Below are 22,564 nucleotides of genomic sequence, written 5' to 3' on the forward strand. Positions count from 1 at the left end.
GCGTACGTGAGCCGGGGCCTCCTGCGGCGCCGCCGGGCCCCGGACGGCCGCCGCATCCTCTTCGACGCCGCGCAGGTGGAGGAGCCGGCCACCGCGGCGGGCGGGGTCGCGGTCGCGGTCCGGGGGACCGCGGGTAGGCTCGGGGACGTGCGACGGTTCCTCACCCCAGGCTGGCTCGGGCTGCACGCTCTGGCGATCGTGCTGTGCGGCGCGTTCCTCGGTTTCGGCTGGTGGCAGTTCGACCGCGCCCAGTCCGGCAACGACCGCAGCTGGGCCTACACGTTCGAGTGGCCGATCTTCGCGATCTTCGTCGTGGTGATGTGGGTCAAGATGATCCGCGACGAGCGGGCCGGCGTGCAGCCGGCCCCGAAGGAGATCGAGGAGCCCGCGGAGGCCGAGGTCAAGCGGGAGATCATCCGGCAGCAGGAGGAAGAGGACCCCGCACTCGCGGCCTACAACCGCTACCTCGCGCGGCTCAACGCGCAGAGCCGCGGGCGCGGCTGACCCCGCCCTCGCCGCTTCGCCCGGACGAAAGGTGTGACTTCTGTGGAAGGCGCGGTGACCAGGTACCGCATCCTGGCGCTCGTGGTCGGCACGCTGCTGGTGCTGCTGACGATCGGCATGATCCTCAAGTACGGCCCCACCGACATGCCGGCGCTCGCGGGCATCGTCGCGCCCGTCCACGGGTTCCTTTACATGGTCTACCTGGTGGCCGCCTACGACCTGTGGCGGCGGACGGGCTGGCCGCTCGGCCGGATGGTGATGATCGTGCTCGGCGGCATCGTCCCGCTGATGACGTTCTTCGTCGAGCGCAGGATCGTGCACGACGCGCGGGCGCTGTCCCCCGCCAAGGCGGAGGCCAAGGTCTGAACCTTCCCGGGACTGGTGTCCTGCCGCGCCGATCCCCTAATGTTTGACTGAGTCAAACATTAGGGGGCGGTCATGACGGTGACCCCGGAGGACGTCGGCACGGTCCGCGCGTTCAACCGCTTCTACACCGGCGTCATCGGCGTGCTCGGCGAGGGCCTCGTCCGGTCGCCGTACTCGCTCACCGAGGCGCGGGTGATCTTCGAGCTGGCGCAGCGGGAGGACACCGAGGTCCTCGCCCTGCGCCGCGCCCTCGACCTCGACGCGGGCTACCTCAGCCGGATGCTGGCCCGCTTCGAGGCCGACGGCCTGGTCGTCCGCGAGCGCGCGGCGGGTGACGCGCGCCGCCAGATCGTCCGGCTGACCCCGCAGGGCCGCGAGGTCTTCGCGATGCTGGACGGGCGCTCCGTCGCCGAGATCCGCGGTCTGCTGGACGGGCTGGACCCCGCCGACCGCCGGCGGCTCGTCTCGGCGATGCGCACCATCCAGGGCATCCTCGGGGACCGCCCGCGCGGCGGCGGGTTCACGCTGCGCGCGCTGCGTCCCGGCGACCTCGGCTGGGTGGTGGAGCGCAACGGCGCCCTCTACGACGAGGAGTGCGGCTGGGACCGCACGTACGAGGCGCTCGTCGCCTCCGTCGTCGCCGACTACGTGCGCGGCCACGACCCGGAGCGGGAGAACGCGTGGATCGCCGAGTCGGACGGCGTCCGGCTGGGCGCGGTGTTCTGCGTGCGGCGCGAGGACGACGTGGCGCAGCTCCGGCTGCTGCACGTGGAGCCCGACGCCCGCGGGACGGGGGTCGGGGCCGTGCTGGTCGCCGAGTGCGTCCGGTTCGCGGCCGAGGCGGGCTACGCCGAGATCATGCTGTGGACCACGGCGCTCCAGCATGCCGCGCACCGCCTCTACGAGCGGGCCGGGTTCGTCCTCACCGAGGAGGAGCCGCCGGTGCAGCGGTTCGGGGACGTCGTGCACGGGCAGGTCTGGCGGCTGAAGCTGTGAACCGCGGCCCGTGGAGGGTGTCGCTCCTCCACGGGCCGGTTCCGCAGCGATCCCTTACTGCGTGGGCGGCCGGGACGGGGGTCGGACGAAAGTTCCGGCCGCCTGTGTTCACCGGCGCGGCGCCGGATCGTCTCGGGGCTGACTCCCACCTCCCTCCCGTCGCGTGCCGGGCGCGGGCGATCGCCCGGCGATCGGGGGAGGGCGCCACGACGGCGCCCGGATGCCCGGGGCCGGACCGGCGGCGCGGTCCGGTGCCGCCGGCCGCCGGTCCGGCCGTGGGGACGCCGGTGCCGCGGGGGCGGGCGGCACCGGGCCCTGGGGAGGACGTCGGCGCGGGGCCGGTCCGGTACGGCCGAGGGCCCGAGGTGTGTCGCCGGGCGCCGGGCCCGCGGCACCCGCTGGGGGGCGGTGCCGGCCGCGGTGCGGCGCGCGGCGAACGCCCTCGGCCGCACGGACCGGCCCGCGCGGGGGAGAGGACGGGGAGGCGGACCGGATCTCACGCTCCGTGCGGATCATCCGCTGCCTCCCGTCTCGCGACCTGGGGCTTTGCCGCCCCCAGGTTCCTACGTTCACTGTGTGTCACGTTCTCGTTGCGTTACGTACCCGCGCGTCATGCGCACGTAAACCGGCCCCCGCGCAAAGAATCAAGATCGCGAAGCGTCCTTTACCTGGGCATTGCCGGAGCGGCGGGCCGGGGCCGGCCCGGGCCGCCCGGGCAGCGCGGCGGTGCCGGCCAGGATCACCGCGGCGGCGGTGGCGCCGAACCAGGCCACGCCGTGGTATCCGGCGGCGGGCGGGCCGCCGGCGGCGTGCTGGACGATCAGCGCGACGACCGCGATGCCGGCCGAGGCGCCGAGCTGGTTCAGCATGTAGAGCACCGAGCTGCCCTGCGGGACGAGCTCGGGGGGCAGTGTCCGGTACAGCGCGCCCATCGTCGGCGCCCCGACGCAGCCGAGCCCGAGGCCGACGGCGAGCGCGGCGAGGGACGTCCAGACCTCGCCGGTGCCGGCGGTCACCCGTGTGAAGGCCAGCATGCCGAGCAGTGCCAGCGCCGCGCCGCCCTGGGCGAGCGCCCGGGACCCGGCGCGGTCGGACAGCCGTCCCGCCACCGGCATGGCGAGGGCGCCGCCGATCCCGACGGGCGTGACCAGCAGGCCGGCCGCGAGCGCGCCGTGCCCGTGGGCCTGCTGGTAGTACAGCGGCAGCATGAACAGGGCGGCGAAGGTGCCGAGCCCGGTCAGCGTCATGACGGTGACGCTGGCGGTGAAGGACCCGCGGGCGAACAGCCGGACGTCGATGAGCGGCGGTGTCCGGCGGGCCCGCAGCGCGTGCACGGCGTAGGCGGCGAGCAGGACGACGGCGGCCACCAGGGGGACGAGCGGCTGCCAGGCGGGCTGCCCCACGGCCCGGGAGAGGGCGAGAATCCCGGCGGCGAACCCCGGTCCCAGCAGCGCGAGCCCGGTGATGTCGAGGCGGGTGCGCGGCGCGTCCGGACCAGGGGCCTCGGCCGCCAGGACGCGCCGTGCCAGGAGCAGGGCCACCGCGCCGACCGGCAGGTTGATGAGGAACATCCACCGCCAGCCGAGCGCGTCGAGCACGACCCCGCCCACGACGGGGCCGGCGACGGGACCGAGGGACAGGATGAGGCCCATCAGCCCCATGACGCGACCCGCGCGGGCGGGTCCGGCGGCGCGGGCCAGCAGGACCAGCACCAGCGGATCGATGATCCCGGCGCCGAGCCCCTGCACGACGCGGAAGGCGATCAGGCTTCCCACGTCCCACGCCAGCGCCGAGGCGAGCGAGCCGGCGAGGAAGACCGCCAGCCCGCCGAGCCACAGCCGCCGCGCGCCGACCCGGTCCACCGCCCAGGACGTCACCGGGATCGCGGTGGTCAGTGCCAGCAGGTAGGCGGTGGAGACCCAGCCGACCGCGCCCAGCGAGGTGCCGAACCCGGCGACGAGGGTGTCCGCCGCGACGGCGACCATCGTCCCGTCCAGGATCCCCATGATCCCGCCGAGCAGGACCGCCCCGATCAGCCACCGCAGCGCGGGGTCGAACCGGCCGGTATCGGTTCCGTCCATGCGTCATCTCCAAGATTGGACTCGTCAGTCTAGAAAAGAAGACTAGACATACTTGTCTGAACCAGTCCACTTGACCAGACTCGCGAGTCCAATCCGGGGCTAGACTCGTGACCATGAGCGCAGCGGATCTCACCGGGTCGCGGGGGCGCATCGACAAGAGGCAGGCCATCCTCGACGCGGCGTTCGCCGTCTTCGCCCGGGAGGGGTACGCCCAGGCCGGGGTGGACGCGATCGCCGCCGAGGCGGGCGTCGCCAAGGCCACCGTGTACAACCACTTCGGCGACAAGGAGACCGTGCTCCGCCAGACGGTCGCGCTCCTGGCCGAGCAGGCGCTCGCGCAGAACCTGGCCGCCGTCGAGCGCCTGACCGACACCGGCGGCGACCTGCGCGCGCTCCTGGAGGACGTCGGCCTCAGCCTCGCCCACTGCTACTGCGACGAACGCTCCTGGACGCTGCGCCGCCTGCTGCTCGCCGAGTTCAGCCGCTTCCCCGACCTGATCGGCGTCGTCTGGGGGCAGGTGAACGACCGGGTGATCGAGGCCCTGGCCGACCGCCTGGCGCGGCTGGCCCTCGCCGGCCGCCTGCGCGTCACCGACCCGGTCGCCGCCGCCGAGCAGTTCACGGCCCTGCTGGGGGCGCCCCTCGACAAGCGCACCCAGCTGGGCACCAGGGACGTCCCCGACGAGGAGATCCGCGCCGTGACCCTGGGGGCCGTCGACACGTTCCTCAAGGCCTTCGCGGCGTCCTGAGCAGCCGGTCGCCGGCCTGCCCGCCGGTCCGTACCGCCGCCGTGGTGCGGCGGTGGAGGAGGTGGCGGGCCAGGGCCAGGACGGCCAGGACGGCGACCAGCGCGCAGAGGGCCGTCCAGCCGGACCGGGCGTAGGCGGTGGCGCCGAGCCATGAACCGGTGCTGCCGCCCAGGAACGCGCAGGTCATGTAGGCGGTGTTGACGCGGCTGCGGGCCTCCGGCCGCAGCGCGAAGATCCGCGCCTGGTTGGCGATCATGCCGGACTGCATCGCCACGTCCAGCAGCAGCGTCCCGGCGCCGAGCGCGGCGAGCCCGGCCGCGCCGCCCAGCCCGCCGAGCGCGAGCACCGCGGCGGCGGCGATGGTCCCGAGGATCGCGGCGAGGTTCACCGGGTCGGACCCCGCGCGGTCGACCAGCCGGCCCGCGACGGGCGTCGCGACCATGGTGCCCGCGCTGACCAGCGCGAGGACGCCGACCGCCGGCGCGCCGAGGCCGTACACCGGGCCGGTGAGGAACAGCGCGACGCCCGTCCACACCGCCTGGAAGGCGCCGAAGATCGTCGCCTGGTAGAAGCACGAGCGGCGCAGCTCGGGCTCCCGGCGCAGCAGCCGGAGCGGCGCGGCCAGCAGCGCGGGGTACGGCTGCCGCGACGGCGGGACGGTCACGGGCAGGGCGAACGCCAGACCCGCGGCGAGCGCCAGCGCGACGGCGGCGGCGATCAGGTACGGCGCCCGCCAGCCGAGCCACTCGCCGGCCATGCCGCCGAACGTCCGGGCGAGCAGGATGCCGCCGATCGACCCGGCCAGCAGGGTCCCCATCACCGCGCCGCGCCGGTCGTCCGGCACCAGCCCGGCCGCCATCGGCGCGATCACCTGCGCGACGACGGTCGTGACCCCGACGAGGGCGCTCGCCCCGACGAGCCCCGGCAGCGCGGGCGCGCCTGCGGCCCCGAGCAGTCCCACGCCGGTCACGCCGAGCATGACGACGATCAGCGTGCGGTGGGGGAACCGGTCCCCGAGCGGCACGATCAGGAAGTTCCCGGCCGCGTACCCGAACTGCGCGGCGGTCACCACCAGCGCGGCCGAGCCCGGCGAGACGCCGAGGCCGTCCGCCACCAGCGGGCTGACCGCCTGCGGAAAGTAGATGTTCCCCACGGCGACGCCGCAGGTCAGAGCCAGAACGAAGATCACCCAGCGGCCGAGGGGGGCCGCCGGCCGTTCAGAAGACGACACGATGCTCCATGGGTTCGACACCGGCGCATTGCTTCGCGCGGGCAGGTCTGGCGGGACGATCCCCGCGTGGGACTCGCCTCGGCGTCGTGGAGCGTGGGTGGCGGCTAGGCCGCCGTGCGCTCCACCGCCGGGCAACCGGTCGTTGTGGCGGTGCTGGTGTACACGGGCAGCCTCCTGAACCGCATCCGGAACATCGCGCCGACCCTTGCACAGCCCCCCACCCCGCGCAAGGAGTTTTCCGGGCGGCCGGGGTGGCCGTGTCCGTTCCGGCTAGAAGTTGCAGACCTGCGGCGTGGTGAGCAGGGGGTTGCAAGGTAGGTCCGAACGGAGCTTGTTGGAGTTGTTCGGACTAACGTTGCAGTTTCGGTTGATCTTGGTGTGCTCTCAGTAGAGGAAGGGCGGGGTGGGCAGGATCTTGCCGTTGTCGAGGGTGAGGTCGGTGCCCGCTGAGCGTCCCATGAGCCAGGCGAGCAGGGATGCCTGGCGACCTCGGATCAGGGGTGTGTCGTTGCCGGCGGATATGTCATACCGAACGTCGGTGTTGGTGGCGTGGAGCCGCATGGGAGGCGACTCTTCCCGGCGGTTGAGCGCTGTGGTGACGACGTCGAGTTCGTAGGTGACGAAGTCCGTGGGCCAGTCGTCGGGTGTGAAGCCGACCTGTAGATCGACGTGGTGGACGAGTACTTCGCAGAGTCGTGCGTCGGCGATCCGGGCCGCGGGATGCCGTTGCCCGGCAGTCCACTGGACCGTGTGTCTCCAGGCCTCGGCGGGCATCAGCGAGTACTCGGTCGCGAATTGGTCGGCGCTGGCGCGAACGTCGGCGATCAGTTCGGTGGTGCTTCGGTCGGCGCCCGCTTCGATCTGGGCTGCCCGCGCCGTCAGGCTCGGGTATTCCTGTGCGGGCTCTCCTGTCCGTGCCCAGTTCAGCAGCCGGGTGCCGCCCTCGGCGTTGCGGGCCAGATGGGTCAGTACGTGTCCTCGTGACCAGCCCGGCAGTAGGGACGGGGAACGCATGTCATCGTCGCTGAGGCCGTCAGTGGTGGTGATCAGGCGCTCGGTCGCGGTGGTGATCCGGTCAAGGAGCGCAGCAGGTTCAAAGCCCGATTCCAGATCTGGAGCCATGCACTCATTGTCGTCTTCGCGCTGTGTCCGCGGGGCCGGAGAGCCGCTGAGTTCAGCGTGGTGGAGCGCTGCGTGGGCCGGTTCGGGGGGTGTCGTCTGAACTGTGCCTGGCCGCCGCTTCGGCGGCCAGGCGCATGCGTTGGCGGGCGTAGGGGCCAGGACGGGGATAGTAGGTCTCGATGACCGGGGTGCCGGGGTGCTGGTGGTAGATCAGGGTGTTGGCGGCGTAGCGTTTGCCAGCGAAGTAGCGGGCCGCTTGGTGGTGTTTGCGTAGTGCGCGGACCGGTGGGCCCGGAGAGGCGCCGTCGATGCTGCCCACTCGATGTTCGAGAAACGTTGTGGGCACCATCAAGGGCTGGGGCGCGTGGTGGTCGGCCCAGAGGATGACGGGGTGCCTGGGGTCTTCAGGGTAGTAGTCGTCCAGGCCGAGCCGTCGGCCGAACTGTTCGGTGAAGTCCCAGCGGTGGTCGGTGTCGGGGTCGCCCAGGGGACAGGTGGCCTTGACTCGCCAGACGGGGTGGGCCAGCAGAGCGGCGATGGTGACGGCTTCGGGATAGATCGCCGCGTAGCAGCGTGAGTGGCTGAACGACTCTCGGGTTCCGGTCTTGGGGATGAGTTGGTCGAGGCGATGCTCCCAGTGCCACCAGCGGCTGTGGCCGTGGGTTTCTTCTGGGCCGTTCTTCCAGAGAACTGCGCAGATCTTGAAGGCGTGGACGAGTGCGTCGAATACCGGTAGCGGGCCCCAGAGGCGCGCCAGCCGGCGGTGCTTGCGCTGGGCGGCCAGCAACTCGGGGAGATCGTCCAAGCGGCGATAGGACTCCTCGCCGACGTCGGGCGGACCGAGCCAGTAGCGGTGTCGTCGGCAGACGTAGGCGTTCAGCGGGAATAGCCGCCTGACCGCCCCGCCGGGGTGCCGGGCGGTGCAGCGCGGGCAGGCCGGTTGTGGGATGTCGCGCAGCTGCAGCCATTCGGTTCCGGGGTCGAGTTCGGGCAGGGCCTTGGCCAAGCGGTCCAGCGGATAGCCGGTGGCCTCGGCCAGCCGTGACCCGACGATGATCCGCCGCTTGGCGTCGCCGTTGATCGGGGCGCTGACCCAGTGCCAGAGTTCGCCGTAGATCACATCGTGAAGGGTCGCCAGGCGCATCAGGTAGGACTTGACGGTCTCGCCCGTCGCGGGCGGGACCGGGAGCGGGAGACGGCGCGGCATCACACGGCCTTGGCCGAGCGGCGTGCTGCGGTGTTGGACGCCTGCGCGGCGTAGTCGAGCGGGACGAGCTCCAGATGCTCGCGGGTGATGTGTTCGGTGCCGTCCTCGATCGCCAGCAGGGCTGCGCCGCGGACGAGTTGGGACAGGCTGCCGATCATCCCGCCCGTGCGCCGGTAGAGGTCTTCGGCCATGGCGGTGAGGGTTCCGGCCTTGTGGTGGCGGAGCCGCAGTGTGCTCTCCAGGCTCGCGACCAAGGCGCGCCAGGCGTCGCGTTGGTCGGTGGTGCCGTAGGCGAACGCGGCGGCCGGGACGACGGTGAACCGCCCGGCGATCTGCCGTCCGCGTGGCCCGGCGAACAGGCCCTGGGCTTCGACCTCGACCCCGGCATAGACGAACGTGGCCGGGAGCCGTTCGGCGAAGTACTTCAGCTGATCGGAGACTTCGGCGCCGGTGCGGGTGGCCAGGGAGATGTTGTGGATCTCATCGACCAGTACCAGGCCGACGTGGGTGTGCGCGGCGACCGAGCAGACTGCGTTGGTGACGTCGGTGAGGTTGTAGCGGCTGGTGAACTCCAGGCCGAGGAAGCGGGCGAACTCGACCGCCAGCATGCGGGAGGTGGCAGCGGGCGGAACGGTGACGTAGAGGACCGGGATCCGGGTCTTGTCATCGGGGTGGCGTTTGCGGACGGCGAGTTCATGCGCGCGGCCGAACTGGGTGAGCGCGGTGGTCTTGCCGGTCCCGGACGCGCCGCTGATGACGATGCCTCGGCGGGCGGAAATCTGCCGCCGGTTGAGCTGGATCAGCAGCCGCCCGGTGGAGATGACCTTCTGGATGATCGGGGTGTTCACCAGCGGCAGATCGGCGTGATAGTCGCGCCGCAACTGCTCGTATGCCGCCTGCTGTCGGAGAGGAAATGCTTCGAGTTGCGGCGGGCTCAGCACCTCGGGCGGCTCGGGGGTGTGCCGGACGAAAGAGGCCCAGCCTTCCTTGGTGGTCAGCGGACTGTCGGGCGGAACGTCACCGTCGATCTCAGGAAGGCTGGTCATATCCACTTCTCGGCTTCGGCGTGGGCGTCGAAGATCCCGAACGGGACCACGGTCGCCGACGGCTCCCCGGCGTCGTCTGCGGGTTCGGGATCGTCAGCCTGTTCGGCGGGTTCCCGGGACGGCGGTTGGTGGGTGGCGGCCGCGACCTTGGTGCGCGCGACGATCCGGTTGCTGCGGCGTTCGGCAGGTGTGCGTGCCGGGCCCTGGCCGGCGCGGGTCAGCAGCTCGTCCAGGACTCTGGCGACCTCGGTCTCGTTCTTGTCATCCAGTCCCCGGGTCGCGCTTTCCTGGCGAGCCAGGTTCCAGGTGAAATCGGCGAACGGCCCGGTCACCATCGCCCGGTGCGTCCAGGGGACGGTGATCCAGCCGTCCGGGGTGCGCACGAACACCTGCGACAGCTCGTAGGGGTCGTAGTGAACCTCCCAGAGCCCCTTCATCCGCGTGTTCCCCGAGTGCTGGCGCCGGTGCGGCCATAGTTCCCGGCAGTCGTAGGTGCGGTAGTCGATCCGGATGCCGTAGGCGTTGATCGCGCGGCGCTTCACCGGCAGCAGCTCCAGATAGTCCTCGCTGCCCAGCACGAGCGGGAGGTAGCCGCAGGCAGCGACCAACGCCGAGTACTTCTCGTTCGGCGACATCGTCCGGCGCGGGAAGAACGGGTCCCGTAGCGCGTCGTGCGGGCGGTGCTGCCATCCGGCGATCAGCCACTCGTCCAGCAGGGCCTGCAACTCCGGGACGGTCCAGGCCGCCTGCTCTTCCACTCGGTGGCCGCGCCGGTCGGTATTGGACCCGGTGTGGGCCGCCAGATACTGGGTGAACTGGCTGTTGATCGACGGGAACGTCGCCTCCACCACGGCCTTGTCGGTCGGGGTGTTCGGCCGGGCCCGCTGCACCGAGATCCCGAGCCGGTCGCAGGCCCGCATGAAGGTGTCGGAGACGAACACCTTGCCGCCGTCGATGACCACCCCGTCCGGGACGATCACCGGTTTGGCGGCCGCCGCCTCCATCCGCGCGTCGATTCCCAACAACGACGCGTGCGGCAACAACGACCTCGACATCGCCAACGACTGCGACCAGCCCGGCCGCATCGGCTCAGGCACCAGCATCTTGGCCAGCAACAGCGAAGCATCGACCGCCTTGGTGCCCTCCGGCCGCAGCACCGCCGCGCAGATCGTCCGCGTCGCGACATCGACCGCGATCGTCAAATCCGCCCGGACCGCCACCCCGGAATCCAGCAGCACCATCACATCCAGCGGCGTGGAATCGACCTGCACCTGCTCGCCCGGCCGGTCGGCCAGCGTCGGCGTGAACGGCCCCTCCGGCCGGTTCGTCAGCTGCCGCCGAGTGGACGCCGAACCGAACGTGTGACGGCCCGTCGAGAGCACCTCGATCAGCCGATAGAACGTCGTCTTTCCCGGCAGCGGCACCGCCCCCGGCCCGTACTCGGTGTCAAGCGCTTTGGTGACCTTCCAGATCAACCGCGACCGCGTGCCCGTGGATACGTTCGTCTCGGCATCCAGGGCGTTCTGGACGGCCTGGACGACTCTCGTGTCGACCCGCCCGGTCGCCTGCCACTCCCGCACTGCCCGCTGATCGACCAGTCCCCACAGGCCCTGCTCTATGTAGCGAGTCCGGCGCCTGAAGACGGTCCGAGACCCGACTCCCAACTCCTCGGCCTTAGCCTGGGCGCGTTCTTCCACGGTCCGGCTCGCCGGATCATACTGAGGCTTTGGAACCGCACCCGGTTCAGCGTTCGGCGGCAGCCCAGTCATCACCTCCACGACATGGCGCTCCCACTCCTTGGCGTCCTCCATGACTTCAGCGGGCAGACCATCCAGCAACCCGAAGGGTTCCAACTCGGGAAACGGTTCGCCGTCGACCACCGAGAACCCCGGCGAGCCCAGCAAATACGGCAGCAGAACCGCTGACTCCCGTCCACCCGCTGATCTCAGCCGAACCGCTGTCCCATCGAGCGCTACCACCTGATGCTCGCCGTCGTCGTAGTGCACCCAGTCGCCCAGCCGAAGCACCGGCCGGGACGTCCGTCCGCCACTCACACGACCTCCGGAAGGGACACCGTCGCCGACATATGGAGTGGCCTCGTCAGGTCCGTCACCAACTCTTGCCTCCAGAGCAAATGGAACAGCCGCGGTAGCACCGCGATCGGATCCCCGACCCGCTGAGCCCCATCCCGCAACGGGACGTCCTCGGTGAAGACAGCACGCAGGCGAGCTGACACCTCTGCGTCGTAGTGCCGGGGATGCCGGTATCCCGACAGCCACCGCACATTTCGCACCAGCACACTGCGTGGGGCGCCCACGAGCCGGTACTCCCACCCGACCGCCTCGCAGGCCCGCAGAGTCGCCTCGAACGCATCCAGGTCACGTGGCCGCCGCCGATCCGCCGGACGGCAGTCCACCACCAGGGCCGAGCCGTCCCGTCGACGGGCGAAGTAATCCGGTGCGTGAGCCCGGACCTGGCCATCCGCCGCAGACCAGAACAGCCAGAACGGCTGAGAGGCGATCCCGGAGACAGCCGGATCGAAGTCCAAGAGCATCAAGTGGTCGCGTTCCAGCCACGACTCGAACCCGACCAGGTGGCCATCGGTCGCCGACCACCACTCGCCCGGAAGATGCCGCTGGCCCTTGTACGGCCGGAACCGTCGTACCGGGCGACCGCTTTCCAGCGGCGCCGCCCACAGTTCTGAGAGGGCTCGACGGACATCTGTCCCGTCCGCCGAAACCCACGCCAACTCGAAGTGGTCGTCTCGACCGACCACCCCGCCAGGCGCCACCGACATCCCGGTCACACCCGGCACCCTGCCGAACTCCGCCCCGGCGCACTGCCAACTTAATCCGAACGTTGTCAGCGCCCCTGCCACCTAAGTCCGGAACCTGCCAGGTTCGCGCGGACGGGACATGGCCGGAGGTGATCGCTGAGAGCAAACGTTGCTGCGGAAACAAAATCCTGCTCCGTTTTCTTGAGTGTGTATGACTCAACTTGAGGTTGGGTGCACCTACGGACTTGGAGCTGAGCATGAGCGAGACCGTGACGCTGCCGGTGCTGCCCCTGGAGGACGGGGTCGTTCTGCCCGGCATGGTGGTGCCGCTGGACCTGTCCGAGAGCGGCGAGGTCCGGGCCGCCATCGAGGCCGCGCGGGCGGTGGCGCAGTCCAAGGGGCCGGGCATCCGGTCGGCGGCCAAGCCGCGGGTGCTGCTGGTGCCCCGGCTGAACGGACAGTACGCCGCCGTCGGCACGCTCGGCGTGATCGAGCAGGAGGGGCGGCTGCCCGGCGGTGAGCCGGGCGCGGTCGTCCGCGGCGTGCAGCGGGTGCGGATCGGCACCGGGACGACCGGGCCGGGCGCGGCGCTGTGGGTCGAGGGGACCCTGATCGAGACGCCGCCGGCGTCCGGGCGCGCCCAGGAGCTGGCGAAGGAGTACAAGGGCCTGGTCAGCGCGATCCTGCAGAAGCGGGGCGCCTGGCAGGTCGTGGACGTGGTCCAGCAGATCGACGACCCGTCGACCCTGGCCGACAACGCCGGGTACGCGCCGTACCTGAGCGACGAGCAGAAGATCGAGGTTCTGGAGACCGTCGATCTGGTGGAGCGGCTGAACCTGGTCATCGGGTGGACCCGCGATCACCTCGCCGAGCTGGACGTGGCGGAGACGATCCGCAAGGACGTCCAGGAGGGCATGGAGAAGACGCAGCGGGAGTTCCTGCTCCGGCAGCAGCAGGAGGCCATCCGCAAGGAGCTGGCCGAGCTGAACGGCGACCCCGCCGACGAGGAGGACGACTACCGGGCCCGGATCGAGGCCGCGAACCTCCCCGAGAAGGTGCGCGAGGCGGCGCTGAAGGAGGTCGACAAGCTGGAGCGGTCGTCCGACGCCTCGCCGGAGGGCGGCTGGATCCGCACCTGGCTGGACACCGTCCTCGACATCCCGTGGAACGAGCGGACCGAGGACGCCTACGACATCGCGGGCGCCCGCGAGATCCTGGACGCCGACCACGCCGGCCTCGACGACGTCAAGGAGCGCATCGTCGAGTACCTGGCCGTGCGCAAGCGGCGCGAGGAGCGCGGCCTCGGCGTCGTGGGCGGACGCAGGAGCGGCGCGGTCCTGGCGCTGACCGGTCCTCCCGGCGTGGGCAAGACCTCGCTCGGCGAGTCGGTCGCGCGGGCCATGGGGCGCGAGTTCGTGCGCGTCGCCCTGGGCGGCGTCCGGGACGAGGCCGAGATCCGCGGTCACCGCCGGACGTACGTGGGCGCCCTCCCCGGACGCATCGTCCGGGCGATCCGCGAGGCCGGGTCGATGAACCCGGTCGTCCTGCTGGACGAGGTCGACAAGGTCGGCGCCGACTACCGGGGCGACCCGACGGCGGCGCTGCTGGAGGTCCTCGACCCCGAGCAGAACCACACCTTCCGGGACCACTACCTGGAGGTGGAGCTCGACCTGAGCGACGTGCTGTTCCTCGCCACCGCGAACGTGGTCGAGGCCATCCCCGGGCCGCTGCTCGACCGGATGGAGCTGGTGGAGCTGGACGGCTACACCGAGCACGAGAAGGTCACGATCGCCCGCGACCACCTGCTGCCGCGCCAGCTCGACAAGGCGGGGCTGGAGGCACCGGAGGTGGAGTTCGGCGACGACGCGCTGCGGCTGCTCGCCGCCGAGTACACCCGCGAGGCCGGGGTCCGCTCCCTGGACCGCTCGATCGCTCGGGTGCTGCGGAAGGTCGCCGCCAACGTCGCGCTGGAGAAGGCGGCGCTGCCGATCCGGATCGGCGCGGACGACCTGAAGGCCTACCTGGGCCGGCCGAGGTTCACCCCCGAGGTGGAGCTGAGCAGGAACGAGCGCCGCACCGGCGTGCCGGGCGTGGCGACGGGCCTGGCGGTGACCGGCGCGGGCGGCGACGTGCTGTACATCGAGGCGTCGCTGGCCGACCGGGAGACCGGCGACACCGGGGTGACGCTCACGGGGCAGCTCGGCGACGTCATGAAGGAGTCCGCCCGGATCGCGCTGAGCTACCTGCGCTCGCGCGGCGCGGAGCTGGAGCTGCCGGTCGGCGACCTGAAGGACCGCGGCGTGCACGTCCACGTGCCCGCCGGCGCGATCCCGAAGGACGGCCCGAGCGCGGGCATCACGATGACGACGGCGCTGGCGTCCCTGCTGTCGGGACGGCCGGTCCGCGCGGACGTGGCGATGACCGGCGAGGTGTCGCTGACCGGGCGGGTGCTGCCGATCGGCGGCCTGAAGCAGAAGCTGCTGGCGGCCTCCCGGCTCGGCATCACCACCGCGATCGTGCCGAAGCGCAACGAGCCGGACCTCGAGGACGTCCCGGCCGAGGTGCTGGAGAACATGACGGTGTTCACCGTCAGCGACGTCCGCGAGGTGCTGGACCTGGCGCTGGAGCCGGCCACCACCGTGGTCGCCGCCTGACCCCGCGGGAAACGCCCGCGCCGGATTCGTCCCGGTGCGGGTGTTTTGCCGTCAACCGAGGTTTCGGTCGTTCCGAATCGCGCCCTCCCGCATGGGGCGAGCAGGGCGGGGGACACCGCGCCGGGTGTTGGTGGCAATGTGGCAGCCCGCGGCATCGGGCGAACGAGTTCCTTGGTACATCATCCTTCTGCGCGCCGTCGTCGTGGTCGTCGCGCTGGGCTTTCTCGGCGTCTTCTTCTACTTCGCCTTCAGGCTCACGCTGACGCCTGTCCACGACAACGGGCAGGCGGGCGGGAACACCGACCCTGGCCGCTCGCTCCGCTTCTACATGGACCGCCCCACCAAGGAGGCGCTCCTCCAGGTCGGCGGCAACCTGGCGCTGCTCGCCCCGCTGGGCGTCCTGCTGCCGCTCGTCTGGACGTCCCTCCGCGGTCCCGTGAGGCTGGCCCTGGTGGCCGGCCTGCTCTCCCTGGCCATCGAGACGGTCCAGGGAACCGTCGTGGTGGGCCGGGCCTTCGACATCGACGACGTCATCCTCAACGTCGCCGGCGTGGTCGTCGCCTACCTGCTCCTCGGCCGCCGCCTGTCGAGAACCCTGCGCGGGACTAGCGGGGCGTGAGGCGGAAGACCCGCAGCTGGCGGTCCGTCCGCTCCACGTACCGGTCGTAGACGGGCCAGACGGCGGTGAGGCGGGGCCAGATCTCCTTGCCTTCCGCGTCGTCCAAGAGGTGGGCGGTGACGGGAACGGACAGTCCCTGGAAAGCGACGACGGCTTTGGGGTTCTTGAGGAGGTTGCCCGTCCAGGCGGGATGCTTCTCGCGTCCGAAATTGGATCCGACCACGTACCAGCCGCCGTCGGACGCCGGCAGGCAGGCGAGCGGGGTCTTCCGAGGAAGGCCGCTGACCGCGCCGGTGGTCGTCAGGACGAGGCTCGGGACGAGGAGTTGCCCGAGCATGAGCCGGCCTCCGCTGAGCCGGTGCAGCGTCCGGTCGACGGGTGGGACGACCTTCGGCCCCACCTTGGAGAACCACTCCGAGCCGGAGACCCTGTGGAACACCGGACCGAGCGTGCGCTGCACGAGGGTCGGCGCCTCACCGGCGGCGGGCCTCTCCGGCGCGAGCCGCCCGGCCCGCCGCGGGTTGAGATGGCCGGTCTCGGCCAGCCAGCGCAGGCTGTCGGCGATCGTCTCCTCGACCGGGCGCAGGGTGAGGTCCAGCGCCTCCAGGATGGGGCGGTCGTCGGTCGGCACGAGCGTGACCATGAACTCGGCGGCGTCGCGGGTGAGCGGGTAGTCGAAGGAATGGACCCGCTTGGCCGCGTCCAGCAGGGAGCCCAGCCCGAGCATGAGGCGGCTGGGGACGCGGACGCGGCGGCACTTCACGCCGGTCAGGCGGTCGCAGAGGTCGGCGCACTCCGGCCAGGTCAGGTAGTGGCCGCCGAGCACCCAGCGGCTCGGCCCCTGCCGCGCCTCGACCGACCGCGCCAGCGCCTCGCCCAGGTCGCGGACGTCGATGACCGAGACGCCGCCGCCCGGGAGCGGCCATACCTTGCCCAGCCCGGCGGACAGCCCTTCCAGCAGGGCGTCCAGGGACGGCTGGTGCGGGCCGCACACCCCGCCAGGGTAGACGATCGAGACCGGCGCGCCGTCTCCCTGCAGGCTCCGCACGTAGCGCTCGGCGGCCAGCTTGGACCTGCCGTAGTCGGTGCGGGGGTTCGCGAGAGCGTCCCCGGCGGTGATGACCCGGCCGGCGGGCGGGACGAACACGCCGATCGTCGACACGTGCACCACCGGGGCGAGGCCCTGCTCGACCGCGCCGCCGACCACGTTGCGCGTGCCCCGCACGTTGACCTCGACCAGGTCGCCGGCGGCGCCGGTCACCCCGATCGCGGCGGCGGCGTGGATCGCGGCGTCGCAGCCGTCGAGCGCGTCGGACACCGCGCCGGAGTCGAGCATGTCGCCGCGGACGAACTCCACGTCCTCGGGGTCGACGCCGATCGTGCGCAGGACCTTCGCCGCCTTGTCCGCATCGCGCACGAGCGCCCGCGGCCGGTGCCCGGCGGCGAGGAGCGCGCGGACGGTGGAGGACCCGACGAACCCCGAGGCCCCGGTGACGAAGATCCGCATGTGACAAAACTAGCGCTTGGTAACACTCCGGGTGGCGGCCGCGGTCCAGAGTAACCGGCGCGTTTTCGGACACCTCCATTACGGGATAGGCGGACAGCCTGTCGTTGACGCTACTGGAACGCTCCATCACACTCGTGAGTCACCTGACCGCCGACCGGGAGGGGATCGATGAGGATCGGACTGGCCGGCGCGGGGCGCATCGGTGCGCGCCACGCCGCCGCCCTGTGTGAACTGCCCGACGTGGACGCGCTGGTCATCGCCGACGCGGACCCCGACCGCGCGCGCGACCTCGCCGGGCGGCTGCCGCCGGGACGCGGCGTCACCGCCCTGGACGGCGTCGAGGCGCTCTTCTCCGCCGGACTGGACGGGCTGGTCGTCGCCGCCGCCACGGACGCGCACGCGGACCTGGTGCAGCGGGCCCTGGCCGCCGGGAATCCCGTCTTCTGCGAGAAGCCGCTGGCGTCGGATCTTGATGGAACGTTCCAAATCGTCCGGGCCGCGGCCGCCGCCGGCGTGCCGGTGCAGGTCGGCTTCCAGCGCCGGTTCGACGCCGGGAACGCGGCGGCGCGCGAGGCGCTCGCGTCCGGGCGGCTCGGCTGGCTGCACACCGTCCGGTCGTGCAGCTTCGACCCGGCGCCGCCGCCCCCGGGGTACGTCCCGTCGTCCGGCGGGCTGTTCCGGGACTGCGTCATCCACGACCTGGACCTCATCCGGTTCGTGACGGGACGCGAGGTCGTCCGCGTGATGGCGGCGGGCGCCAACCGGGGCGACGACTTCTTCCGCGAGTACGGCGACGTCGACACCGGTTCCGCCCTGCTCGTCCTGGACGACGGGACGCTCGGCCAGGTCTCGGCCACCCGCTACAACGCCGCCGGGTACGACGCCCGGCTCGAACTGTTCGGGTCCAAGGACAGCATCGTCACCGGCTTGGACGGCCGCACGCCCGTGACCGCCCTGCCCGAGCGGGGAGGGGCGCCCGAGCCCGCCTACGGCGGCTTCATGGACCGGTTCTCCGACGCCTACGACGCCGAACTCCGGGCCTTCGTGGACGTCGTGGCGGGCCGCCGCGCCAACCCGTGCCCGGCGGAGGAGGCGCTGGAGGCGTTCTACCTGGCCGAGGCGTGCGAACTGTCCATGCGCCAGGGGCGGATCGTCGGCACCGAGGAGGTGCGGCGATGAAGGTCGCGGGCGCGCCGATCTCGTGGGGCGTGTGCGAGGTGCCGGGCTGGGGCCACCAGATGGAGCCCGCGCGGGTGCTCGCCGAGATGCGCGACGCCGGCCTCGCCGCGACGGAACTGGGCCCGGAGGGGTTCCTCCCAGGCGACGGGCGGGAGCGGGACGTGCTGCTGGCGTCCCACGGGCTGGGTCTCGTCGGGGCGTTCGTGCCGGTCGTCCTGCACGACCCTTCGTACGACCCGCTGCCGGCGATGGACCGGGCCCTGGCCGGCATCGACGGCGTCCTCGTGCTGGCCGCCGCCACCGGGCTGGACGGGTACGACGAGCGCCCCGTCCTGGACACCAGGGCGTGGTCGACGCTGCTGGCCAATCTGGACGCGATCACCGAGCGGGCCGCCGCCCGCGGCCGGCTCGTCACGCTCCATCCGCACGTCGGGACGGTCGTGGAGCGGCGCGCGGAGGTGGAGCGCGTGCTCGGCGGGTGCAGCGTCCCGCTGTGCCTCGACACGGGACATCTGCTGGTCGGCGGCACCGATCCGGTGTGGCTGGCGCGGTTCGCTGCGGCGCGCATCGCGCACGTCCACCTGAAGGACGTGGACGTGGCGCTCGCCCAGCGGGTGCTCGACGGCGACGTCACGTACACGAACGCGGTCCGGGACGGTCTGTACCGGCCACTCGGGGACGGCGACATTGACATTCGCGCCATCATCCGCACTCTGGAGGGCGCCGGTTACGAAGGCTGGTGGGTGATGGAACAGGACACCGTCCTGGTCGAGGAGCCCGCGGAGGGCGGCGGCCCGTACGACGACGTCCGCCGGAGCCTGGACTTCCTCGCCGGGGTGGCCCGATGACGTTCGACCTCATCACGATGGGACGGGTCAGCGTCGACGTCTACCCGGATCAGGTGGGTGTGCCGCTGGAGGACGTCGAATCGTTCGGGAAGTACCTCGGCGGCAGCCCGACCAACGTCGCCGTGGCCGCGGCCAGGTACGGGCGTCGTGCCGCGGTCATCACCCGTACTGGAGACGACCCGTTCGGACGGTTCATCCACAAGGCGCTCCAGGGTTACGGCGTGGACGACCGGTTCGTCACGGCCGTGCCGGGCCTTCCGACGCCACTGGCGTTCTGCGAGATCTTCCCGCCGGACGACTTCCCGCTGTACTTCTACCGCTACCCCAAGGCGCCCGATCTGGAGATCCGTCGGGACGAGCTCGACCTGGACGCGATCCGTGCGGCACGCATCGTCTGGGCGACGGTCACGGGCCTCTCCCAGGAGCCCAGCCGCGAGGCGACCCTTACCGCGATGGCCGGGCATCCGGGCCGGACCGTCATCGATCTGGACTACAGACCGATGCTCTGGCAGGACCCCACCGAGGCGCCGTACTGGGCCGGTCTCGCACTGGAACGGGCCTCCGTGGCGGTGGGCAATCTGGACGAGTGCGAGGTCGCGGTGGGGGAGCGGGAACCGCGTGCCGCCGCCCGCGCGATCCTCGCGCGCGGCCCGGAACTCGCCATCGTCAAGATGGGGCCGGAGGGGGTCCTCGCCGCGACGGCCGACGAGGTGGTCGAGGTGCCACCGGTCAAGGTCGACGTCGTCAACGGGCTCGGCGCCGGCGACGCGTTCGGCGGCGCGCTGTGCCACGGCCTCCTCGCCGGATGGGGGCTGCGGCGGCTCGTCGGCTTCGCGGGCGCCGCCGGGGCGATCGTCGCGTCCCGCATCGCCTGCTCCGACGCGATGCCCGGCGAGGACGAGGTCGACCGGCTTCTGGAGGAGGGCCGATGAAGTACCACCTGCCCGCCGGAACGGCCGCCGAGGAGCCGTACGGACTGGTCGTCACACCGGAGTCGGCCGGATGGACGTACTCGTCGCTGCGCGTCCTCGACCTCCCGGACGGGGGTTCGCACGAGTTCGACACGGGCGGCTTCGAGACGATCGTCCTGCCGCTGGCCGGGTCGTGCGCGGTCGACTGCGAGGGCGAGCGGTTCGAGCTGCGGGGGCGCGACGACGTCTTCAGCCGGGTCACCGACTTCGCGTACGTGCCGCGCGACGCGCGGGTGACGCTCCAGGGCCGCGGACGGTTCGCGCTGGCGGGCGCCCGCTGCGAGAGCCGGCGCAGGCCCCGCTACGGGCCCGCCGAGGACGTCCCGGTGGAGCTGCGGGGCGCGGGCCCGGCGAGCCGCCAGGTCAACAACTTCGGGACGCCGGAGGGGTTCCCGTTCGCCGAGAAGCTGATCGCGTGCGAGGTGCTGACACCGGGCGGCTGCTGGTCGTCCTATCCTCCGCACAAGCACGACGAGGAGTCGCCGGACGAGGCCGTCCTGGAGGAGATCTACTACTTCGAGGTCGCCCGGGACGGCATGGCCTACCAGCGGGTCTACGGTTCTCCCGGACGCCCGATCGACGTGCTGGCGGAGGTCCGCGGCGGCGACGCCGTCCTGATCCCGCACGGCTGGCACGGCCCGTCGATGGCGCCGCCGGGGCATGACCTGTACTACCTGAACGTGATGGCCGGGCCGTCGGCGGAGCGGGCCTGGCGGATCTGCGACGACCCGGCGCACGCGTGGGTCCGGGACACCTGGGCGGACCAGCCGGTCGATCCCCGGCTCCCGCTGGCATCGGCGGAGGGACGGTCATGAGGCTCACCGTGGGACAGGCGGTCGTCCGCTTCCTGGCGGCGCAGTACAGCGAGCGGGACGGGGAGCGGCGGCGCTTCTTCGCGGGCTGTTTCGGCATCTTCGGCCATGGCAACGTCGCCGGTCTCGGGCAGGCCCTCCTGGAGCAGACCCTGGTGGAGGGCGCCGACGACCTCCCCTACTACATGGCGCGCAACGAACAGGCGATGGTGCACACGGCGTCCGGCTACGCCCGGATGAACGACCGGCTGTCCACGTTCGCCTGCACGACGTCCATCGGGCCTGGCGCGACGAACATGGTGACCGGGGCGGCGCTGGCGACCGTCAACCGGCTGCCCGTCCTGCTGCTGCCCGGCGACATCTTCGCCTCCCGCACGGCCAACCCGGTTCTGCAGGAGCTCGAAGACGCCCGCTCCTACGACGTCTCCGTCAACGACTGCTTCAAGCCGGTGTCGAAGTACTGGGACCGCATCAACCGTCCGGAGCAGCTTCCCAGCGCGCTGCTGGCGGCGATGCGGGTGCTCACCGATCCGGCGGAGACGGGCGCGGTCACGCTGGCGCTCCCGCAGGACGTCCAGGCCGAGGCGTACGACTGGCCGGACGAGCTGTTCGACCGCCGGGTGTGGCGCATCGGCCGTCCGGTGCCGGAGCCGTCCGCGCTCGACGAGGCGTCCGCCCTCCTGAACGCCGCGGAGCGCCCGCTCATCGTGGCGGGCGGCGGCGCCATCTACTCGGGCGCGACCGGCGACCTGCGCGCGTTCGCCGAACGCACCGGCATCCCCGTGGCGGAGACGCAGGCGGGCAAGGGCACGCTGCCTTGGGATCACGAATGCTCGGTCGGCGCCATCGGCGCGACCGGCACCACCGCCGCGAACGCCCTTGCGCGCCGGGCGGACGTGGTGCTCGGCATCGGCACCCGTTACAGCGACTTCACCACCGCGTCCCACAGCCTGTTCGCCAACCCGGACGTCCGCTTCGTCAACGTGAACGTGGCGCGGTCCGACGCGGTCAAGCTCGCCGGCACGGCCGTCGTGGCGGACGCCAGGCAGGCCATCCGGGGACTCGACGCCGCCCTCGCGGGCTACCGCGTCCCCGACGCCTACCGTGACGAGGCCAGGACGCTGACAGCCGAATGGAACGCCACGGTCGACCGCGCGATCGCCCCGCAGAACGGCGGGCTGCTCACCCAGGCGGAGGTCATCGGCGCGGTCAACGACGCTGGGGAGCCGCAGGACGTCGTCGTCTGCGCGGCCGGTTCGATGCCAGGCGACCTGCACAAGCTCTGGCGGACGCGCGACTCGAAGGGCTACCACGTCGAGTACGGCTACTCCTGCATGGGCTACGAGATCGCGGGCGGCCTCGGCGTTAAGATGGCCGCCCCTGACCGGGAGGTGTTCGTCCTCGTCGGGGACGGCTCGTACCTGATGATGGCCCAGGAGCTGACGACGGCCGTCGCCGAGGGCGTCAAGCTCGTCGTCGTCCTCGTCCAGAACCACGGGTTCGCCTCGATCGGCGGCCTGTCGGAGTCGGTCGGCGCGCAGCGGTTCGGCACCGGCCACCGCGCCCGCACCCCGACCGGCCTGGACGGCGACACGCTTCCCATCGACCTCGCCGCCAACGCCGCCAGCCTCGGCGCGGACGTGATCCGCGCGTCCGCCCTCGGCGATCTCCGGGACGCGCTCGCCGCCGCCCGCAAGTCCGCCCGGACCACGCTCGTCCACGTCGAGACGGACCCCGTGGCGGCCTCCCCGGGCAGTGAGGCCTGGTGGGACGTCCCGGTCGCGGAGGTGTCGGCGCTGGACTCCACCCGGCAGGCCCGTGCCCGCTATGAGCAGGATCGGCGCATACGCCGCTACCATCTGTGATCCACTTCTCTGGTCGGCCACTCGGGGAGAA

General features: G+C 71.9%; 19 protein-coding genes. 11 read left to right on the forward strand and 8 right to left on the reverse strand.

The window, feature by feature from the left end:
* The first annotated feature begins 6 nt into the window (after positions 1–6).
* From ABGB11_RS14890 to ABGB11_RS14900, 3 genes are all read left to right on the forward strand, one after another.
* On the forward strand, positions 7–504 hold the full coding sequence (locus tag ABGB11_RS14890) for a hypothetical protein (protein WP_347632948.1): 498 nt from the start codon (positions 7–9) through the stop codon (positions 502–504).
* Positions 505–558: 54 nt separating this feature from the next.
* Complete coding sequence (locus ABGB11_RS14895; protein ID WP_347632950.1) at positions 559–870, forward strand: DUF3817 domain-containing protein; 312 nt, start codon at positions 559–561, stop codon at positions 868–870.
* Between the two features lie 72 nt (positions 871–942).
* Positions 943–1,866 (forward strand): helix-turn-helix domain-containing GNAT family N-acetyltransferase, encoded by a 924-nt coding sequence (locus ABGB11_RS14900; protein ID WP_347632952.1) that lies wholly within the window; start codon positions 943–945, stop codon positions 1,864–1,866.
* Between the two features lie 644 nt (positions 1,867–2,510).
* On the opposite strand, the gene ABGB11_RS14905 is transcribed toward ABGB11_RS14900, so the two are convergent.
* Entirely contained in the window at positions 2,511–3,947 is a 1,437-nt protein-coding gene (locus tag ABGB11_RS14905; protein WP_347632954.1) for a DHA2 family efflux MFS transporter permease subunit, read from the reverse strand.
* 113 nt (positions 3,948–4,060) lie between these two features.
* On the opposite strand from ABGB11_RS14905, the gene ABGB11_RS14910 reads away from it, so the two are divergent.
* Entirely contained in the window at positions 4,061–4,696 is a 636-nt protein-coding gene (locus tag ABGB11_RS14910; RefSeq protein WP_347632956.1) for a TetR/AcrR family transcriptional regulator, read from the forward strand.
* Here the strand turns inward: ABGB11_RS14910 and ABGB11_RS14915 are convergent.
* From ABGB11_RS14915 to ABGB11_RS14940, 6 genes are all read right to left on the reverse strand, one after another.
* Positions 4,674–5,927, reverse strand: coding sequence for an MFS transporter (locus ABGB11_RS14915; protein WP_347632958.1), 1,254 nt, complete (start codon positions 5,925–5,927; stop codon positions 4,674–4,676). The genes ABGB11_RS14910 and ABGB11_RS14915 overlap by 23 nt on opposite strands.
* Before the next feature lie 384 nt (positions 5,928–6,311).
* Positions 6,312–7,049 (reverse strand): maleylpyruvate isomerase family mycothiol-dependent enzyme, encoded by a 738-nt coding sequence (locus ABGB11_RS14920; protein WP_347632960.1) that lies wholly within the window; start codon positions 7,047–7,049, stop codon positions 6,312–6,314.
* A gap of 52 nt (positions 7,050–7,101) precedes the next feature.
* Positions 7,102–8,256: a TniQ family protein gene (locus ABGB11_RS14925; protein ID WP_347632962.1), complete on the reverse strand. Its 1,155-nt coding sequence runs from the start codon at positions 8,254–8,256 to the stop codon at positions 7,102–7,104.
* Positions 8,256–9,302: an ATP-binding protein gene (locus ABGB11_RS14930; RefSeq protein WP_347632964.1), complete on the reverse strand. Its 1,047-nt coding sequence runs from the start codon at positions 9,300–9,302 to the stop codon at positions 8,256–8,258. Before ABGB11_RS14930 ends, ABGB11_RS14925 begins: the two co-directional genes overlap by 1 nt.
* Complete coding sequence (locus ABGB11_RS14935; protein ID WP_347632966.1) at positions 9,299–11,308, reverse strand: Mu transposase C-terminal domain-containing protein; 2,010 nt, start codon at positions 11,306–11,308, stop codon at positions 9,299–9,301. The genes ABGB11_RS14930 and ABGB11_RS14935 overlap by 4 nt, the downstream gene beginning before the upstream one ends.
* A gap of 44 nt (positions 11,309–11,352) precedes the next feature.
* The gene (locus ABGB11_RS14940) at positions 11,353–12,099 is read right to left on the reverse strand and encodes a TnsA-like heteromeric transposase endonuclease subunit (RefSeq protein ID WP_347633294.1); all 747 of its coding nucleotides are present in this window, start codon (positions 12,097–12,099) and stop codon (positions 11,353–11,355) included.
* A gap of 236 nt (positions 12,100–12,335) precedes the next feature.
* On the opposite strand from ABGB11_RS14940, the gene lon reads away from it, so the two are divergent.
* Both lon and ABGB11_RS14950 read left to right on the forward strand, forming a co-directional pair.
* Positions 12,336–14,732, forward strand: a complete 2,397-nt coding sequence (lon, locus tag ABGB11_RS14945; protein WP_347632968.1) for an endopeptidase La — start codon at positions 12,336–12,338, stop codon at positions 14,730–14,732.
* Positions 14,733–14,856: 124 nt separating this feature from the next.
* Complete coding sequence (locus ABGB11_RS14950; protein WP_347632970.1) at positions 14,857–15,351, forward strand: VanZ family protein; 495 nt, start codon at positions 14,857–14,859, stop codon at positions 15,349–15,351.
* Here ABGB11_RS14950 and ABGB11_RS14955 read toward each other — a convergent pair.
* A complete protein-coding gene (locus ABGB11_RS14955; RefSeq protein ID WP_347632972.1) occupies positions 15,338–16,858 on the reverse strand; it encodes a nitroreductase/quinone reductase family protein in 1,521 nt (506 codons plus the stop codon). The genes ABGB11_RS14950 and ABGB11_RS14955 overlap by 14 nt on opposite strands.
* A 168-nt stretch (positions 16,859–17,026) precedes the next feature.
* On the opposite strand from ABGB11_RS14955, the gene ABGB11_RS14960 reads away from it, so the two are divergent.
* Genes ABGB11_RS14960 through iolD form a run of 5 tightly spaced genes read left to right on the forward strand, consistent with a single transcriptional unit; the run spans position 17,027 to position 22,533 of the window.
* Positions 17,027–18,037: a Gfo/Idh/MocA family oxidoreductase gene (locus ABGB11_RS14960; protein WP_347632974.1), complete on the forward strand. Its 1,011-nt coding sequence runs from the start codon at positions 17,027–17,029 to the stop codon at positions 18,035–18,037.
* A complete protein-coding gene (locus tag ABGB11_RS14965) occupies positions 18,034–18,885 on the forward strand; it encodes a TIM barrel protein (protein ID WP_347632976.1) in 852 nt (283 codons plus the stop codon). Before ABGB11_RS14960 ends, ABGB11_RS14965 begins: the two co-directional genes overlap by 4 nt.
* On the forward strand, positions 18,882–19,817 hold the full coding sequence (gene iolC / locus ABGB11_RS14970) for a 5-dehydro-2-deoxygluconokinase (protein WP_347632978.1): 936 nt from the start codon (positions 18,882–18,884) through the stop codon (positions 19,815–19,817). The genes ABGB11_RS14965 and iolC overlap by 4 nt, the downstream gene beginning before the upstream one ends.
* On the forward strand, positions 19,814–20,671 hold the full coding sequence (gene iolB, locus ABGB11_RS14975) for a 5-deoxy-glucuronate isomerase (protein ID WP_347632980.1): 858 nt from the start codon (positions 19,814–19,816) through the stop codon (positions 20,669–20,671). Before iolC ends, iolB begins: the two co-directional genes overlap by 4 nt.
* A complete protein-coding gene (gene iolD / locus ABGB11_RS14980; protein WP_347632982.1) occupies positions 20,668–22,533 on the forward strand; it encodes a 3D-(3,5/4)-trihydroxycyclohexane-1,2-dione acylhydrolase (decyclizing) in 1,866 nt (621 codons plus the stop codon). Before iolB ends, iolD begins: the two co-directional genes overlap by 4 nt.
* Positions 22,534–22,564 lie beyond the last annotated feature (31 nt).

This window comes from Actinomadura sp. B10D3, from assembly GCF_039871695.1.
GTDB lineage: Bacteria > Actinomycetota > Actinomycetes > Streptosporangiales > Streptosporangiaceae > Spirillospora > Spirillospora madurae.